The 16,364-nt window shown below is 36.8% G+C and carries 18 protein-coding genes, 2 tRNA genes and 2 pseudogenes; 12 read left to right on the plus strand and 10 right to left on the minus strand.

Annotation, left to right across the window (positions count from 1 at the left end; genetic code table 11):
- Window positions 1-178: 178 nt before the first annotated feature.
- The 3 genes from FGL31_RS17190 to FGL31_RS17195 are packed head-to-tail and all read left to right on the plus strand — an operon-like array spanning window position 179 to window position 2,279.
- Window positions 179-1,153 (plus strand): (Fe-S)-binding protein, encoded by a 975-nt coding sequence (locus FGL31_RS17190; protein ID WP_317131048.1) that lies wholly within the window; start codon window positions 179-181, stop codon window positions 1,151-1,153.
- Window positions 1,153-1,473: a 4Fe-4S dicluster domain-containing protein gene (locus FGL31_RS29145; protein WP_317131049.1), complete on the plus strand. Its 321-nt coding sequence runs from the start codon at window positions 1,153-1,155 to the stop codon at window positions 1,471-1,473. The genes FGL31_RS17190 and FGL31_RS29145 overlap by 1 nt, the downstream gene beginning before the upstream one ends.
- An 11-nt stretch (window positions 1,474-1,484) precedes the next feature.
- Window positions 1,485-2,279 carry a (Fe-S)-binding protein gene (locus FGL31_RS17195; RefSeq protein ID WP_138093291.1) on the plus strand — a complete coding sequence of 265 codons (795 nt, stop codon included), beginning with the start codon at window positions 1,485-1,487 and terminating at the stop codon, window positions 2,277-2,279.
- 115 nt (window positions 2,280-2,394) lie between these two features.
- Here the strand turns inward: FGL31_RS17195 and FGL31_RS17200 are convergent.
- The 5 genes from FGL31_RS17200 to FGL31_RS17220 all read right to left on the minus strand — a co-directional run bounded on the left by FGL31_RS17200 (window position 2,395) and on the right by FGL31_RS17220 (window position 7,799).
- A tRNA-Leu gene (locus FGL31_RS17200) sits at window positions 2,395-2,478 on the minus strand.
- Between the two features lie 45 nt (window positions 2,479-2,523).
- On the minus strand, window positions 2,524-3,411 hold the full coding sequence (locus FGL31_RS17205; protein WP_138093294.1) for a Ppx/GppA phosphatase family protein: 888 nt from the start codon (window positions 3,409-3,411) through the stop codon (window positions 2,524-2,526).
- Window positions 3,412-3,490: 79 nt separating this feature from the next.
- The gene (locus FGL31_RS17210) at window positions 3,491-4,513 is read right to left on the minus strand and encodes a Gfo/Idh/MocA family oxidoreductase (protein WP_138093297.1); all 1,023 of its coding nucleotides are present in this window, start codon (window positions 4,511-4,513) and stop codon (window positions 3,491-3,493) included.
- A 10-nt stretch (window positions 4,514-4,523) separates the two neighbouring features.
- Window positions 4,524-5,144: a hypothetical protein gene (locus tag FGL31_RS17215; protein WP_138093300.1), complete on the minus strand. Its 621-nt coding sequence runs from the start codon at window positions 5,142-5,144 to the stop codon at window positions 4,524-4,526.
- A 78-nt stretch (window positions 5,145-5,222) separates the two neighbouring features.
- Window positions 5,223-7,799, minus strand: coding sequence for a phosphoenolpyruvate carboxylase (locus FGL31_RS17220; protein WP_099371719.1), 2,577 nt, complete (start codon window positions 7,797-7,799; stop codon window positions 5,223-5,225).
- A gap of 234 nt (window positions 7,800-8,033) precedes the next feature.
- Here FGL31_RS17220 and FGL31_RS26295 point away from each other — a divergent pair, with 234 nt between their 5' ends.
- From FGL31_RS26295 to FGL31_RS17230, 6 genes and pseudogenes are all read left to right on the plus strand, one after another.
- Window positions 8,034-8,846 carry an FUSC family membrane protein gene (locus FGL31_RS26295; protein ID WP_232046885.1) on the plus strand — a complete coding sequence of 271 codons (813 nt, stop codon included), beginning with the start codon at window positions 8,034-8,036 and terminating at the stop codon, window positions 8,844-8,846.
- 20 nt (window positions 8,847-8,866) lie between these two features.
- Window positions 8,867-9,475 (plus strand): FUSC family protein, encoded by a 609-nt coding sequence (locus FGL31_RS29975; RefSeq protein ID WP_394366152.1) that lies wholly within the window; start codon window positions 8,867-8,869, stop codon window positions 9,473-9,475.
- Between the two features lie 22 nt (window positions 9,476-9,497).
- Window positions 9,498-9,761, plus strand: coding sequence for an FUSC family protein (locus tag FGL31_RS29980; protein WP_394366153.1), 264 nt, complete (start codon window positions 9,498-9,500; stop codon window positions 9,759-9,761).
- Window positions 9,682-10,224: an FUSC family protein gene (locus FGL31_RS26305; protein WP_232047207.1), complete on the plus strand. Its 543-nt coding sequence runs from the start codon at window positions 9,682-9,684 to the stop codon at window positions 10,222-10,224. Before FGL31_RS29980 ends, FGL31_RS26305 begins: the two co-directional genes overlap by 80 nt.
- Window positions 10,217-10,282: pseudogene (locus FGL31_RS29150) on the plus strand (hypothetical protein); the annotation flags it as partial. The gene FGL31_RS26305 and the pseudogene FGL31_RS29150, both read left to right, overlap by 8 nt.
- 46 nt (window positions 10,283-10,328) lie before the next feature.
- Window positions 10,329-11,195, plus strand: coding sequence for a YpdA family putative bacillithiol disulfide reductase (locus FGL31_RS17230; protein ID WP_317131050.1), 867 nt, complete (start codon window positions 10,329-10,331; stop codon window positions 11,193-11,195).
- On the opposite strand, the gene FGL31_RS26310 is transcribed toward FGL31_RS17230, so the two are convergent.
- Both FGL31_RS26310 and FGL31_RS26315 read right to left on the minus strand, forming a co-directional pair.
- Complete coding sequence (locus FGL31_RS26310) at window positions 11,184-11,393, minus strand: hypothetical protein (RefSeq protein WP_232046886.1); 210 nt, start codon at window positions 11,391-11,393, stop codon at window positions 11,184-11,186. The two genes, FGL31_RS17230 and FGL31_RS26310, sit on opposite strands and share 12 nt — an antisense overlap.
- A gap of 28 nt (window positions 11,394-11,421) precedes the next feature.
- On the minus strand, window positions 11,422-11,796 hold the full coding sequence (locus tag FGL31_RS26315; RefSeq protein WP_232046887.1) for a TetR/AcrR family transcriptional regulator: 375 nt from the start codon (window positions 11,794-11,796) through the stop codon (window positions 11,422-11,424).
- 103 nt (window positions 11,797-11,899) lie between these two features.
- Here FGL31_RS26315 and FGL31_RS29155 point away from each other — a divergent pair, with 103 nt between their 5' ends.
- The 3 genes from FGL31_RS29155 (at window position 11,900) to FGL31_RS17245 (ending at window position 13,715) form a co-directional block, all read left to right on the plus strand.
- The gene (locus FGL31_RS29155) at window positions 11,900-12,118 is read left to right on the plus strand and encodes a hypothetical protein (RefSeq protein ID WP_317131051.1); all 219 of its coding nucleotides are present in this window, start codon (window positions 11,900-11,902) and stop codon (window positions 12,116-12,118) included.
- 185 nt (window positions 12,119-12,303) lie between these two features.
- The gene (locus tag FGL31_RS29160) at window positions 12,304-12,918 is read left to right on the plus strand and encodes a UDP-N-acetylmuramate dehydrogenase (RefSeq protein ID WP_317131052.1); all 615 of its coding nucleotides are present in this window, start codon (window positions 12,304-12,306) and stop codon (window positions 12,916-12,918) included.
- Window positions 12,919-13,199: 281 nt separating this feature from the next.
- Complete coding sequence (locus FGL31_RS17245; RefSeq protein WP_099371724.1) at window positions 13,200-13,715, plus strand: RNA polymerase sigma factor; 516 nt, start codon at window positions 13,200-13,202, stop codon at window positions 13,713-13,715.
- A 99-nt stretch (window positions 13,716-13,814) separates the two neighbouring features.
- On the opposite strand, the gene FGL31_RS17250 is transcribed toward FGL31_RS17245, so the two are convergent.
- The 3 genes and pseudogenes from FGL31_RS17250 to xylA form a co-directional block, all read right to left on the minus strand.
- Complete coding sequence (locus FGL31_RS17250) at window positions 13,815-14,735, minus strand: PfkB family carbohydrate kinase (protein WP_138093303.1); 921 nt, start codon at window positions 14,733-14,735, stop codon at window positions 13,815-13,817.
- Window positions 14,736-14,791: 56 nt separating this feature from the next.
- Window positions 14,792-14,866 (minus strand) — tRNA-Asn (locus tag FGL31_RS17255).
- Between the two features lie 158 nt (window positions 14,867-15,024).
- Window positions 15,025-16,354: pseudogene (xylA, locus tag FGL31_RS17260) on the minus strand (xylose isomerase).
- Window positions 16,355-16,364 lie beyond the last annotated feature (10 nt).

The following is a 16,364-nucleotide window of genomic DNA, read 5'->3' on the forward strand; positions in this document are numbered from 1 at the left end:
CAAAACCAAGCTTAATATTAGGAGCTATTTGTTGTATCAATATTTATACCTACCTTGATTTGATGGCATGTTTCGATTATTTGATGAGGTCAATTAATTTTTTAATCTTTCTAAATAATTTATTATGCATGCATAGTATAATCCGATTAATTATATTTGTTAACCTAAATATTAAACTATGATAAGTCAACTCATATTTGGTATTATATTTATAGCAGCCATAATTTTATTCTATAAAAACGCAAGCAAGATTTATAGAAACATAAAATTAGGGCAATCAGTGAACCGTACCGACCAAGCTGGGGAGCGAATTAAAATTATGCTTCTGGTAGCATTTGGTCAGAAGAAAATGTTCAAAAAGCCAATCCCCGCCTTACTTCATTTATTTGTTTATGTAGGTTTCTGTATAATCAATATTGAGATGTTGGAAATTGTTATCGATGGTTTGTTTGGAAGTCATCGCGTTTTATCCAATGTCTTGGGAGGATTTTATGACTTTTTGATCTTTAGTTTTGAAATACTTGCATTTTTAGTGTTGCTGGGTTGCGTTATTTTTATGATCCGACGCAATGTTTTGAAGATTAAGAGGCTCAATCAGTCTGAATTGAACAATTGGCCAAAAACAGATGCCAATTTAATTCTGACTGCTGAAATATTATTAATGGCTGCCTTCTTAATTATGAATGCTGCTGATTATAAATTGCAGACATTAGGAGCAGCAGGTTACCATTCTGTTGGTTCCTTTCCTATCAGTTCCTATTTAGTTGGAATTCTTCCTGATTCGGTAAGCAATTTAATTTTGATTGAAAGGTTTGCTTGGTGGTTTCATATTATAGGTGTTTTGGCGTTCTTAAATTACCTTCCTATTTCCAAGCATTTACATATTATTTTGGCATTCCCAAATACGTATTTCACTAGGTTGGAGCCTAAAGGAGAGTTTAAGAATATGGCATCGGTGACTGAGGAGGTCAAAGTGATGTTGGATCCTAGTGTACCGCCGCCAACAGGAGAAGCGAGTCGTTTTGGAGTAAAAGATGTCCAAGATTTAACATGGAAAAATCTTTTGGATGCCTACACCTGTACAGAATGTGGTCGTTGTACATCCGCATGTCCAGCGAATATGACAGGAAAGTTGCTTTCTCCTAGAAAATAATGATGGATACTCGTGATCGATTGGAAGAAGTAGGAAAAAACATCGACAAAAATGGAAGCTTTGTAGACGACGGAAAAGGTTTGTTGGATACATATATCACCAGGGAAGAAATATGGGCTTGTACGACGTGTAATGCGTGTGTAGAGCAGTGCCCCGTTAACATCAATCCATTGGAGATAATCGTAGGGTTAAGACAGTTTGCTGTTATGGAGGAATCACAAGCTCCTTCAAGCATCAACAATATGTTTTCAAACTTGGAAAACAACGGTGCTCCATGGAAATATTCACAGGCTGACAGAGCAAATTGGACAAATCAATAAAAGGGAAAAACATGGAAAATCAATTACATATACCTACAGTAGCTGAATTATTGGCAAAAGGAGAAAGCCCAGATTTATTGTTTTGGGTTGGGTGCGCAGGTAGTTTTGATGAAAGAGCTCAACGTATTACTAGAGATATCTGTAAGATATTGCAACACGTAGGGATTAAATATGCCATCTTAGGAACAGAAGAAAGTTGCACAGGCGATCCTGCGAAACGCGCGGGAAACGAATTCTTATTTCAGATGCAGGCGATGATGAACATCCAAGTATTGGATGGATATGAAATCAAAAAGATCGTTACGGCATGTCCCCACTGTTTTAATACATTGAAGAACGAGTATCCTAGTTTGGGCGGGAATTATGAGGTAATTCATCATTCTCAGTTAATTCAATCCTTGATCGATGATGGCAAATTGAGACCATCAGATGGACATGAGTTCAAGGGTAAGAAAATAACATACCACGATCCTTGTTATTTAGGCCGAGGTAATGATATTTACGAAGCACCTAGAAAAGCTCTGGAAGTATTGGATGCAGACCTAGTGGAATTAAAAAGATGTAAATCCAACGGCTTATGTTGTGGAGCAGGTGGTGCGCAGATGTTCAAGGAACCTGAAAAAGGCGAAAAGGATATCAACGTAGAACGTATAGAGGATGTTATTGAAAGCCAAGCCAGCATCGTAGCTGCAGCATGCCCATTTTGTATGACTATGTTGAGAGATGGTGTAAAGGTTAAAGAAAAAGAACAGGAAATAAAAGTATTGGATATTGCAGAGATTACTGTAAAAGCCAACAATATATAGCATTTTTACTAAACAACATACAAACTAAAACCTTTGCCTGTCGGCAAGGGTTTTTTTATAAAATCCATAATAAAAAAAGGTCGAGGTAAAAACCTCGACCTTTATAATTTACCGGTGCCCAGGAGCAGATTCGAACTGCCACACCCATACAGGCGCCACCCCCTCAAGATGGTGCGTCTACCAATTTCGCCACCTGGGCTAAGACATCGCAAAAATAAACTTTATTTTTATTCTTACAACGATTTTAGCCTTTTTCCTTCTTAAGATTTTTATTGATTAACGTTTGGATTATTCCATCCGCCAAACCAATCCTGGGTGCCATAATATTTTTCAGATGACCTACTTTCATGATAGTCAAGAAAATCTCAGAAGCTGGGATAATTACGTCTGCCCTATCTTGCTTTAATTCAAGTACATTGATCCTATCTTTCAAGGAATACGAATTCAAATAGACATAAAGTGCTTTCAACTTTGCATACGAGATAGGCTTGTCTGCTTTCTCATTTGCCAATCTTGACAGTTTGTTGATGTTACCACCACTACCGATGCCATAAATGTTCTTGTAACCCTTGGTAATGCTCTTGACCCATAGCTTCATGTCATCCCAAGTATCAGGACTATCCTGATTATCAAGAATACGGATTGTACCTAAATTAAATGATCTCGATGCAACTAGTTCACCATTTGCAAACAAAGAAATCTCTGTACTACCACCACCTACATCTATATATAGATATACTTTGTTTTTATCCATATTAGTGTGGTTGTGTACATTATAGATAATCTGAGCCTCCTCAGAGCCATCAATAATATTTATATCCACTCCTGCTTCTTTACATGCTTTGACAACATCTTGTCCGTTATCAGCATCACGCATGGCGGATGTAGCACAAGCCATGTAATCCGAAACTTTATAAACATCCATTAGGTTTCTGAAAGCACTCATGGTTTTCACCATGCTCTCAAATTTACCTTCAGATATATGATGATGTATAAATGCGTCATCTCCTAGGCGAAGTGGAACACGTAGTAAAGTGTTTTTGTTAAATGTGATTTCGTTTTCTCTAACAATAATATCTGCAATCAATAAGCGAACAGCATTTGATCCGATATCTATAGCGGCATATCTCACGTTATAAAAATTTGAAAAGTTTAACAATGTTAAAAATCCAAAATTAACTAATTGTAAACTTTATATTAAATGGAAGATTTTATTTGTTTGGCTCTAGGATTTCTAGTTGCCAAATAATCTGATCTTTTGTTACGAAATAAGGTTTTCCCTCTCTGATTGTTTTGTAAACCTCATCAAAAAGCCCCATATAATTCCCCAACTCTGCAGGTACTAATTTGGATACCAAGTTTTCTTCTTGGTCTGGATTCGTCAGAATCCCTTCCATTCCCTCCGGTTCGATTCCAAATGCAGGATTGTTTGGCATCATGCCATCGATCAATTGTGCTTCTTGGACGTCAGTCCTATTTTTGACAAAACTACCGTTTGTGCCATGCAAAACAAAGCTTGCTTGGGGATTAGCTACCAAAAGGCTTACAGTGATATAAACATTTAACCCAGAGCCGTAATTAAGGATGATACACCCATAATCATCAACTTTGGAATTTGGCCTATAGACACCACGCACTTTGGTCATCGCTTTCGGTTTTCCAAACAAAGATAATGTCTGGTCAAGCAAGTGAGATCCTAGGTCATAAATTACACCTGCCGCTGGCACTTTGGTTTCTTTGAAAACCTTAGGCCCAATTTGCGGTTTGAATCGATCAAAACGAATATGCAATTCGATTGGACGTCCAACTTCATTGTTTTCAACAACGCTCTTTAAAGCAAGGAAATCGGCATCAAAACGGCGATTATGAAATGGAAGAATATGCTTTCCCATTTCTTCAGCAACCTTGAACAACATATTGGCTTCTCCCATTGTTGGGGCAAATGGTTTTTCAATCAATACATGCTTGCCAGCCTTCAGGGCTTGCAATGCAAAATCAACGTGTGTATCATTGGGAGTATTGACGATTACCAGTTCTATAGCCGGGTCATTAATCAGTTGGTCTACAGAATCGTAGCTGATGATGTGGGGATATTTTTCATGAGCATTTTTCTTGGAACGCTCCACGATCCCTCTTAATTCGAAGTTTGGGTTAACCTCTATAAATGGCGCATGGAATACCCTTCCGGACATTCCATACGACAATATACCTGTAACTATCTTGTTTTCTGTCATTTATTATTGCTTAGTGATGCGCATGAGCATCTTCTTTACCACCTACAGCGGTAAACAACTGAGCGACAGGTTCTGTTTGAGCTTGAGCAAAATCCCTCAAATCCTTGTTTGTATTTCTAGAAAGTCTTCTTAACTGCTCTTTAACCAATGCTACCTGGTGTTGGATATGAGTTAAGTATTCTTGGTCAGAATAAACTTTAGAAGTTTGTTGAGCTAAAGGCGCAACAGAATCTGCAAGAGTTGAATCTTTCACTACAACTGGTGCTGCATTTGGTTCAACCGCAATATTCTCTTGACCAGGACCTGTGAATTTCTCTGTTCCTAAAATTGGGAAGTCAACATGATATTTAGTTGCCAATGAATCCATTTGAGGAAGGATATCAGAAAAGAATTTTGAAGCTTTAGCAGCAGCATCTTTCGCTTGTGCATTTCCAACTGTACCAACATATTCTGCGTAGGAAACCTCATAAGGCGCGATGGACCCTACTTGTCTGAAAAAGGCATACGCGTCACCATCTACCAATGTGGTATGAGTGTATTTTAATTGGTTTTCCTCAGCTGTTTTGAAAACACAAGAAGATAATGATGTACTTGCAAGAACTGCAGCAACTAATAATGTATTTAATTTCATCGCTTTATTATTTTTAAAACACACAAAAATATAAAAATATCCCTATTTATGCCTATTTCTGTTTAATTCAAAATCAATCTAAGCTAAATTCCTACCTGCATTGACAACTCCGTAGATCGTTCGACCAATCAATTTTCGGTAAGTTTCGGCTTTGGAATCCTCCATTTTCTGCTTTTCAAGCAAACGAATCGCATAATGTTGGATAATCAATAGAGGCAAAATAATTTTTTCACGCTCTAGGATTGAAGCTCGCTCAACAGGATAATTTTCCATCAATTCTTTCATACCAGTTAATTTAAGCAGGTATTTTTTAGTCCTGTCATACTCTTCCTTCAACATGGTCCAAAATTCACCGAACCTTTTATCATCCTTCATGTAAGACGTCAATTCAAAATTCGATTTTGTCATCGACATCATGCAATTGTCAATTACAGTGTTGAACATTCCGGATGTTTCATAAAGGTTTTTCACATAAGACCACAGATTATTATCTTCAGCCCATTGTAACGCGGTACCCACTCCGAAAAATCCCGGAATATTCTGTTTCAATTGGCTCCAAGATGTTACAAAACTGATGGCTCTTAAATCTTCCAACCTCAACTCCCGATCTGAATTTCTTTTTACCGGTCTACTTGAAATATTCATATTGGACAAAGATTTCAGTGGACTCAAGGTTTCCAGATATTTCAAGAACAATGGGTGATGTCTGAGTTCTAAGAACTTTTCATGACTTTCGGCAGCCATTCTATCGATAACATCCTTTTGTTTAGCGGTCAATGTATCTCCTACTCTTTGTTGAAGATCAGAGATCAAACCTGCATGCAAGAGTTGTTCGATGTTATATCTCGCAGAATCCAAAGAGCCATATTGGCTACTGATGGTTTGACCTTGTATAGTAAGTTGGATATGATTGTTTTCGATTTCTTTACCCATTGAAGCATAAAACCTTTGAGTTTTACCTCCACCACGAGCTGGAGGGCCTCCACGTCCATCAAAGAAAACCAGATCAACATCAAATTCCCTAGATATCGCAGTTAGTTCGATTTTCGCTTTATAGATAGACCAATTGGCCATTAGATACCCACCATCCTTTGTACTGTCAGAGAACCCAAGCATAATAGTTTGCTTATTCCCTCTTTTCTTTAAATGTGCTGAATAGGTAGGATTTGAATATAAGCTACGCATTACATCCGCAGCATGTTTTAGATCATCCACTGTCTCAAACAATGGCACAAAGTCCATCGTTAGATCTTTTTTGGTCCAACCCTCCCATAGAAACAGTTGCATCAAACCTAAAATATCCGAAGCTTGTTGGCAATTAGAAATAATAAACCTTTGAACCGCTCTTTCACTACCAGATTCTTGGATTTCTTTTATTAGTCGAATCACTTTAATCGTATCTTCAACCAATGGAGCAGCATCCTTCTTTAAATCTAATGTCGCTTCTGTAAATTGGATATGTTTTTCTTTTTCTTCTTCAGAACCCTCAATTTCCTTAAGATCAATTTTGGTTTCTTTTGGATATGTCTTTACCAACCAATCAAAAGTATCACGTAGGGCACTGCTATCTTGGCGAATGTCCAATGTAGTGAAGTAACATCCAAATGTCTGAACCTTTCTCCTTAAATCTTCAACAATTTCCACAAACAGACCATCATGATTCTCTTTTAGAACTTTGATCACTTCAGTGAGATTTTTCAAAATTCTGTCCGTAAGATCTACAGGTTTTTCAACAGGATTAAAACTGTTTTCATAGAATAGCTCCTGCAATTCTTCCATGTATTTCTCAACACCTCTGAAGGTAATCCTTCGTTTCACGATTCGGAAGTCCCTGTAATAACATCTGAAGAGTATAGTTCTCAATAGCGTAGCTACTTTTTTAGTACTTTCCCAAGTAACATTCGGATTTCCGTCGCGGTCACCTCCTGGCCAAAAGCCTAATTCAATAAGATGATTTACATCTTTTGGATTGATTTCCAATTCATCTTCTATCTTGGCTTCAATGCCGGAAGCAACACTGTAAAAAACATTTTCCAAAAACCAAGCTAAGCTAATGGCTTCATCAACAGGTGTAGGACTTTGTTTGTTGATAAATGGGGTTTTACCCAACTGTTGCAGCAATAGATGGATTGTAGGGATATCATTATTCTTTAATTCATCAATTAAATCATTTATGATAGAGAGAACAGGTCCTGGATAAAATTGAGTTGGGTGTGCTGTCAAAACCAAACGGACAGACATATCCTTCAATCTAGCGACTACTTGTTTCTTTAATTGCGGATTAGTTTGTGCTAAATTAAAAATAGAATCCAAACCTCCAGTTTCATCGCTTTTACCAACAGCTTTGAAAGCAGAATCTTCAACCGCATCAAACAATACTACTTGACGCTCAATATATTGAACTATCCTGAACAGTAAATCTAATCGGTCTTCCTCTTGAACATATTGTTCATATTGACCAAAAAAACTATCAATAATATCTTCGGGCGACAAATGTTCCTCCACTCCTTTTTCGCAATGTGTTGTGAAAAACGGAAGTATAGTACCCGTATGTTTAACCCGCTGGAATGGCAATGTTAAAAACAAACTTTTATATAAATCGAACCTCGTGAGAACTTCGTTTTGAAAAGCTAATGTCTTTTGGCTTAATCTCATAGTAAGTCTTGTATCTCGTTAGTTTGTTATAGGATTATGAATTCTTACAAATATATCATTTTAATATGTTTTTAAGGAACTAATTGTATTTTTTACACTAACTGAATTAAAATATTGCTATTTTGATAATGCAGAATGAGTTTTAGAAAAGATAAAAAATAATAATTTTATTGAAAAACGCACTTTTTACTCCTTTTATTAACGGTTGCTTATGTATCTTTGTTTGTACAACACATGAAAAAAACCAGAGAATTAAGCAATTTCTTTTATAGTCAATATTTTGCTGATGGATTACGCATCACTATTGGGTGTATAGTGCCAATCCTAATTTGTGCAACCCTAGGGAAATTTTTGTTAGGTACCTACATTTCCTTGGGCGCTCTACTTGTGGGTCTTTCAGATACTCCTGGCGCACCATCACATCGGAGGACAGGAATGATTGCATGTTTGATTGTGTGTATTTTAACTCAATTTATCACATTCCTGGCAAATGGAAATATTTGGATCATGTCCTTGGTCATCGGTTCCCTTTGTTTCATCTATTCCATGTTTGCCGTATTCAATGCACGTGCTGCAACTGTAGGATCAATGGGAATACTGATTATGTTGATCTATGTAGATGACATCAATTCTTTTCAAGAAGAAGTTATGCTCCTGCTCTACTTTACTATTGGAGCGGTTTGGTACATGTTGATCAGCTTTTCTTTAACCCAGGCGAGACCATACCGTCTGGCTCAACAGGAATTGTCTGAAACAGTCAGGCATGTAGGAGATTTTATAAGATTGAGAGCCAATTTTTATGACCCAAAAATCAATATAGACGATAATTACTCAAAATTAATCGATAAACAGATTGAGGTTCATGAACATCAAGAAAATGTCAGGGATTTACTCTTTCAGTCTAAAAGATCCATTAAGGATACTACAAAAGTTGGTCGTTATCTCACATTAACATTCAATGATATTGTTGATCTTTTTGAGCAGGCAATGACTACTCATTATGATTACGAGTTGATCAGAAAGAATATGGAGACACTGGGATTCTGAAAGATTTCAAGCACCTATTGTTGAAGATTGCAAATGAGCTAGACCATCTTGCTTACCAATTGAATGCTAATAGGGCACCAAAACCTCTTTATAATTTTAAAGACGATATCGAAGCAATCCTAAGGGCGATTGAAGCTAGAGAAAGGACTGAAAACATTAATGGAATCCCACTCAAGAAAATCCTGATCAGTATCAGAAACATTACCATATTCATTCACAACATCTATAATTATGGGGTCATCCGACCTAATAATATTAAGAAGCAGGAAATTGAGGAGGCCAGTAAGTTTATTCAAACCGAGCATATTGATTTAAGAAAACTAAAGGACAACCTTTCATTCAATTCGAGTATTTTCAGGCACGCATTGCGAATGGCAATTGTGATGGCAGCAACGTATCTTATTCTGAATATCCAATCTCTTAATATTGGTACGATGGGTAGTTATTGGGTTCTCTTGACCATCATGGTTATCCTAAAGCCAGGGTTTGGGCTAACAAAAGAACGTAACTTCCAACGGCTTTTGGGAACTATTATCGGTGGTGTAATTGGAGCAATCATCCTGATGACCGTACATTCCAGAGGTAGCACGCTTTATCATTCTTATTTTCTTCTTCCTAATTGCCTATAGTCTCTTCCGTGTAAACTATATTATGGCTGTCATGTTTATGACACCCTATGTTTTAATCATGCTGAGTTTTTCGGGATTAAACACTTTTGAGGTTGCTAAAGAAAGGATATTTGACACATTCCTTGGCGGTATGATAGCCTTTTTGTCAAGCTATATCATTTTCCCAAATTGGGAAAGCTTTCAAATCAAAAAAAAGTGTACGGGAATTGCTCATTGCAAATTACAGATATCTTTCTCAGGCAGTTCGGATTCTATCGGGCGAAGAAATTACGGTAACGAGCTATAAGCTTTCTAGAAAACAGTTATATATTGCCTCAGCCAATATGGGATCTACATTCCAAAGAATGCTATCTGAACCAAAATGGAGACAAAAAAGCACTAAAGAAGTCAACAGATTGGTGATTCTCAATCATATCCTGTCATCATATGGCGCAACATTATTGACTCAATTGACAGAAGCGACTGATACAAATTATACTAAGGAACACTTAATATTATTAAAGAAGATTCTTACCAATGTTAGCAAATCCATTGAAGCGGTGCCAGTCAAGGATGGTGAGGAATTCGTTGCTGTCAGTGACTTTCCTGAAATAACTCCTGAGACTTTAGATCCTGCAGAATCTAAATTAATTACAGAGCAATTGCAATTCTTAAATAAAATATCCTCAGATTTATACAAATCTACTCTGGATGTTATGGAGAAAGAATCTACCATACATACACAACAAATAGAAATGGCAAATGGATAATATTATTGATGTTTTGATAGTAGGCGGAGGGCCAATTGGCCTTGCCTGTGGAATTGAAGCCAAAAAGAACAATTTGAGTCATGTAATCCTAGAAAAAAGGATGTTTGACAAATTCCTTGTACAACTACCCTATCAACATGACTTTTTTCTCGACTTCGGAACGACTGGAGATCGGAGACATCCCATTTGTTACCACAAATCCAAAACCAAGAAGAGCAGAAGCTTTAGAATACTATCGCAGGGTTGAAAAGAAATTTGATCTTAAAACGCATTTGTTCGAAGAAGTTCTGAGCATTCATAAAATCGAAGATACCTTCCAAGTTACTTCCACAAAATCCATTTATAGGGCAAAAAATGTAATTATTGCCACTGGATTCTATGATATACCCATGTATTTAGTTGTACCTGGTGAAGAATTGCCTAAAGTTCGTCATTATTATGATGACCCACATTATTATGCAAATCAAAAAGTTATTGTCGTCGGAGCCAGTAATTCATCTATTGATGCCGCATTAGAAACTTATAGAAAAGGCGCAGATGTTACTTTGATCATTCGTGGCAAAGAAGTTAGTCCTCGAGTAAAGTATTGGGTAAGGCCAGATATCGAAAACAGAATAGCAAATGCTGAAGTAAAAGTTCATTACCGATCAGATATAATCAGTATTTCCGAAAGGGAAGTTGTTGTACAAACTCCAAAAGGTATAATAAATATTGAAAACGATTTTGTGTTGGCTCTGACGGGATATCGACCAAATTTTGAATTTCTCGAAAAAGTCGGAATAAATATTCCTTTAAAAGCTCCTTGCATCCCTGATCACAATCCAGAAACCATGGAGACGAATGTCCAAAACTTATACCTGGCGGGTGTTGTATGTGGCGGACTGAATACCCATTTGTGGTTCATTGAAAACTCAAGAATCCATGCACACCTAATCGTCAAGAATATCTTGAAAAAAAGATCAGACTCTTAGGCCTTTAATAAAGATTTTTGCTAATTTTTTCTGTAAACTCAAGATGTAATCAAATTCTTCCTTGGTAGGCGGAAGAAACAAATTTCTAAATTCTTGAAGTATTCCAATACGCATACCCAATAAAGAAATTAAAAGGATTTTAGCAGTTAGTTCCACCTCTTCAACTTCCAGCTCCTTAGTCGCTATGCCTTTATTCAATATTAGAGCAACTTGCTGAATTTCCTTTTCAAAATAAAGATGGTAGAACAGACTCAATATCAGAAGGCATCTCGTTTCTTAAGGTATACGTGAATTCAAAAATATTGAAGTTGTCTTTGATCACTGTCAAGCGAGTTGCCAAAAATGCTTCCATGGCTTCGTTAACGTCTTTTGCTTTATTGATTTTCTCGGTCGTTTCTGTGATAATTTCATCAACTGCCATTTCAAATACCGCAGCATAAAGTCTGTTTTTATCAGGAAAATAATAATAGAGCAAAGCCTTTGAAAAAGAAAGATCTTGAGCAATCTCTGCCATCGTAGTTTTAGCAAGCCCATAATGAGCAAACCTTCGCTTGGCAGCTTCCAATATCTTCATCCTTTTTGCATCCGCATTTTTTGCCATGGGTAATTAAAATTAGTATATAAATGGTGGTTTACCTATATTTACAGCCTTATTAACTAAGATATATTAATTTTTCGAACTTTTAAAGGATTCGGTCAAAAAAATGAAAAACGCTATTCAACAAGAAAAATCACTCAAAGAATTTAATACTTTTGGTATTGAAGCAATCGCTAAGCAATACAAAAAGATTGAAGCTGAACAAGACCTCAAAGATTTGTTTGATGCTGGGAGTTTTGAAGGTGAATTTTTTGTTCTTGGAGGTGGCAGCAATGTCCTTTTTACCAAAAGATTACGATGGGCTCATTGTCCATATCGCAAGTAAGGGCAAGCAACATTTTATCGAGAATGACCAGGTCTTTGTTACCGCTGAGGGTGGTGAAGTTTGGAACGACTTAGTATGGTATTGCATTGAACATGATTTCCCAGGATTAGAAAATATGGCTTTAATCCCCTGGTACTGTCGGCGCCTCTCCTATCCAAAATATAGGTGCTTACGGACAGGAATTAATGCACATCTTCTATTCTTGCAGAGCCTTTGACACAAAGACCGGTGAATTTGTGACCTTTAGCAATGAAGATTGTCATTTTTCTTATCGTGACAGTATATTTAAAAGGGAATGCAAGGGCAGGTATATTATCTGTAGCGTCACGTATAAGTTGGACCTGTTTGGCCAAATTAATATCAGTTATGGAGCTATTGCAGCAGAATTAGCCAACAGAGGAATTGACACTCCTACCATTAAGGATGTGGCAGAAGTTGTATCCTATATCCGTGTTGAAAAATTACCGGACCCTTCAACAGTTGGCAATGCTGGTAGTTTTTTTAAGAACCCAATTATCCCTAAATCTCAATTTTTAGGTTTAGAAAAACAATTTCCAGAAATAGTTCATTATACAGTAGATTCAGAGCATGAGAAGTTAGCAGCAGGATGGCTGATTGAACAGTGTGGATGGAAAGGCAAAAAAGTCGGTGAAGTAGCTGTGTGGAAAAATCAAGCTTTGGTTTTAACTAATGCAGGAAAAGCGACTGGTAATGAAATATTTGCATTATCGTCTACTATTGTAGACGATGTATATACACACTTTGGAGTGCAATTAGAACGGGAAGTTAATATACTTTAAAAGTTTTCCACATTTTCGTAATCTCTATATTTTTTTATTATAAAACAATAATCATCGATTATAATACAATAAAAGGTGATACCATACCCAATAATGTTTTCGCATCAAGAAAATAAGAGTCGCTAAAATATCGATTTCCACAATTTAATTAATTTACTGCACATAAATTGTACAAATCCCTGTACATATATAGCTTAATAATTTTTTCGGTTGTTCAGCTTTTATCAGGATTCACCTGATTAAACATCGCATCATTTAACTATACTATAATCGCTAATTGTATGAACAAGATCGAATTTAACTCATTGGTTGTTAAGCATTCGGAATCACTAAGAAGTTATGCCAGAAACTTCACACGTGACCATGAAGATGCAAACGACCTAGTACAAGACACTTTACTAAAAGCTGTCACGTACTTCAAAAACTTTAGAGACGGTACCAATTTGAAAGGTTGGCTTTACACAATTATGAAAAATACTTTCATAAACAATTACCGCCGCGTAGTGAAAACCAATTCCTTCATAACGAAAGAGGAAGAAATCTCTCAAACAAACCTTGTAGTTTCTGCAACTAGAAACAATGGAGAAAACAAATTCATCATGGAAGACATCAATTATGCCCTTTCTAAATTATCTGATGAATATTATGTTCCATTCACCATGTATTTCGAAGGGTATAAATACCACGAAATATCCGAACACTTGCAGATTCCTATCGGAACCGTTAAAACAAGAATTCACGTAGCAAGGAAGTCAATGAAAAAGACCCTTACTTCGTACAAAATCAAAGAGAATTAATTCTCTTGGCATTACCCAACAACTTTTTAAAATATTAAAGCCCAAATTCTAAACGCCTAGAATTTGGGCTACTCTTTTATAGAAAGAATTCTTTATAGCTTATTCGCTAATCTCAAATTTTGATAGACTTACAAACTGTTGAATACGGTTTGAAATCTCTTCCTTTGTAAGGTTTTGCAACCTTTCAGTTCCGAATTTCTCTACACAAAATGAAGCTAATGCAGAACCAAAAATGATCGCATTCTTCATATTCGTGAAGTTGATGGATTGTAGTTTCGCTAGATAACCGATAAATCCACCTGCAAATGAGTCGCCAGCCCCTGTTGGGTCAAATACATCAGCCAATGGCAATGCCGGTGCTGAGAAAACTTGCCCTTCACCAAACAATAATGCTCCATGCTCTCCTTTTTTGATGATCAAATATTGTGGACCCATCTGAAGGATTTTTTCTGCAGCTTTCACCAAAGAATATTCTCCTGACAATTGTCTTGCCTCAGCATCATTAATCGTCAATACATCCACTTTTTTCAATACCTCACGCAATTCATCCATCGCAACATCCATCCAAAAGTTCATGGTATCCAATACAACTAATTTTGGTTTGTTTTCCAATCTGTTCAATGTCGCCATTTGAACTGCTGGAGTAAGGTTGCCTAACAATAGATATTCGCAATCTTGGTAAGAAGTAGGGATTTTAGGATCAAAATCAGCCAATACATTTAATTCTGTAATCAAAGTATCGCGGCTATTCATATCATTGTGATATTTTCCAGACCAAAAGAATGATTTTCCTCCAGGGATAATCTCCACACCTTCCACATTTATCCCTTTTGACTTCATAATGTCTAGATTGTCATCGCCGAAGTCTTCTCCTATTACAGAGATTAATTTAACATCAGGAAATAAATAGGACGCTGCTAATCCAGCAAATGTTGCTGCTCCACCAACGATTTTGTCGGTTTTGCCAAATGGAGTTTCAATGGCATCGAATGCAACTGTTCCAACGATTACTAAGCTCATGGATATAATTTTATATATAAAAAAAATGCCGGCTATTTGCCGGCTGTTTTATCTTGCTCCTGAAGCTGGGCTCGAACCAGCGACCCTCTGATTAACAGTCAGATGCTCTAACCCAACTGAGCTATTCAGGAATTTCGAAATGATGAGTAACCCTCATCTTCAAAGTGGTACAAAAATAGAGTTTTAATTATTAAATCACAAAAAAATATTTCAAAAATTTATTAAAAAAAACACCCTAAACCCGTAATTCACTCATATACAAGAAGAATTACACCATCATTTCGAACTATTAAATATAGCGGTTTACCAAATTCTCCAAGAATTCTTGTCTACCGCTTCTCATTTCAGGCTCTCCATTCTCAACAGCAAAATTTCTTAAATCCTCAAGAGTCAATTTGCCATTTTCAAAATCCGCACCCTTACCACTGTCGAAACTCGAGTAACGATCTTTCCTTATTTTTTTGAAGTCTGATTTCTGCAAAATATTATCAGCAGTTACCAAAGCACGTGCAAAGGCATCCATACCTCCTATATGAGCATAGAACAAATCTTCTGGATCAGTAGAATTTCTTCTGATCTTCGCATCAAAAATTAACTCCCCCTCCTTGAAGACCACCCGCCTCTAAGATAATTAACATCGCTTCTGTAAGTTCATTCAAATCGTTCGGAAATTGGTCTGTATCCCAACCATTTTGATAGTCACCGCGATTGGCATCAATGGAACCTAACAATCCAGCATCCGCAGCAACCTGAAGCTCATGTTGAAAGGTATGTCCTGCAAGCGTCGCATGGTTAACTTCAATATTCAATTTGAAATCATCCATCAGGTCATATTGTCTCAAGAAACTGATAACCGTAGCTGAATCATAATCATATTGGTGTTTCGTAGGTTCACAAGGCTTTGGCTCGATAAAAAAGGTTCCTTTAAAACCATTTTTACGAGCATAATCCTTAGACAAGTGCAAGAATTTTGCTAAATGTTCTTGCTCACGCTTCATATTGGTGTTCAATAGCGACATATAGCCTTCACGACCACCCCAGAACACGTAGTTTTCTCCTTTTAAGGCAATTGTTGCGTCCAAAGCAGCCTTTACCTGTGCTGCAGCATGGGTCAAAACATGGAAATCAGGGTTCGTAGAAGCACCGTTCATATATCTATGATGGCTAAACAGATTTGCTGTACCCCACAACAATTTGATTCCACTTTCCTTTTGCTTTTCTTTCGCATATTCCACAATGGCAACCAGGTTCGAATCATTCTCATTGATATCATCTGAATAATCCACCAAATCCACATCATGGAAACAATAATATGGCAATTGAAGCTTGGTCATAAATTCAAAAGCAGCATCCATCTTATCCTTGGCGCGGTCAATGGTTTTCGACTTTTCATCCCAAGGAAAAAAGTGAGTCTTGCCACCAAATGGATCTGCTCCATCACCGTTGAATGAATGCCAATAAGCACAAGCAAACTTGAAATGCTCTTCCATTGTTTTACCAGCAATTACTTTTGAAGGATCATACCAACGAAATGCCAACGGATTGTCAGAATCCAATCCTTCATATTTAATCTGGCCGATGTTCTTAAAATACTCTTTTTCTCCTGTTAATACTTTCATATGTTAGTTG

The organism is Sphingobacterium daejeonense (genome assembly GCF_901472535.1).
Lineage (GTDB): Bacteria > Bacteroidota > Bacteroidia > Sphingobacteriales > Sphingobacteriaceae > Sphingobacterium > Sphingobacterium daejeonense.

Bases quoted from the DNA above. Each gene is read 5' to 3' on its own strand.
- FGL31_RS17220 (WP_099371719.1), bottom strand. From the start codon at position 7,799: ATGAGATTAAGCCAAAAGACATTAGCTTTTCAAAACGAAGTTCTCACG.
- FGL31_RS17215 (WP_138093300.1), bottom strand. From the start codon at position 5,144: ATGAAATTAAATACATTATTAGTTGCTGCAGTTCTTGCAAGTACATCA.
- FGL31_RS17190 (WP_317131048.1), top strand. From the start codon at position 179: ATGATAAGTCAACTCATATTTGGTATTATATTTATAGCAGCCATAATT.
- FGL31_RS29980 (WP_394366153.1), top strand. From the start codon at position 9,498: ATGGCTGTCATGTTTATGACACCCTATGTTTTAATCATGCTGAGTTTT.
- FGL31_RS17245 (WP_099371724.1), top strand. From the start codon at position 13,200: ATGAACAAGATCGAATTTAACTCATTGGTTGTTAAGCATTCGGAATCA.
- FGL31_RS17210 (WP_138093297.1), bottom strand. From the start codon at position 4,513: ATGACAGAAAACAAGATAGTTACAGGTATATTGTCGTATGGAATGTCC.
- FGL31_RS29160 (WP_317131052.1), top strand. From the start codon at position 12,304: ATGCACATCTTCTATTCTTGCAGAGCCTTTGACACAAAGACCGGTGAA.
- FGL31_RS29145 (WP_317131049.1), top strand. From the start codon at position 1,153: ATGATGGATACTCGTGATCGATTGGAAGAAGTAGGAAAAAACATCGAC.
- FGL31_RS17195 (WP_138093291.1), top strand. From the start codon at position 1,485: ATGGAAAATCAATTACATATACCTACAGTAGCTGAATTATTGGCAAAA.
- FGL31_RS26295 (WP_232046885.1), top strand. From the start codon at position 8,034: ATGAAAAAAACCAGAGAATTAAGCAATTTCTTTTATAGTCAATATTTT.
- FGL31_RS29155 (WP_317131051.1), top strand. From the start codon at position 11,900: ATGAAAAACGCTATTCAACAAGAAAAATCACTCAAAGAATTTAATACT.
- FGL31_RS26315 (WP_232046887.1), bottom strand. From the start codon at position 11,796: ATGGCAAAAAATGCGGATGCAAAAAGGATGAAGATATTGGAAGCTGCC.
- FGL31_RS17250 (WP_138093303.1), bottom strand. From the start codon at position 14,735: ATGAGCTTAGTAATCGTTGGAACAGTTGCATTCGATGCCATTGAAACT.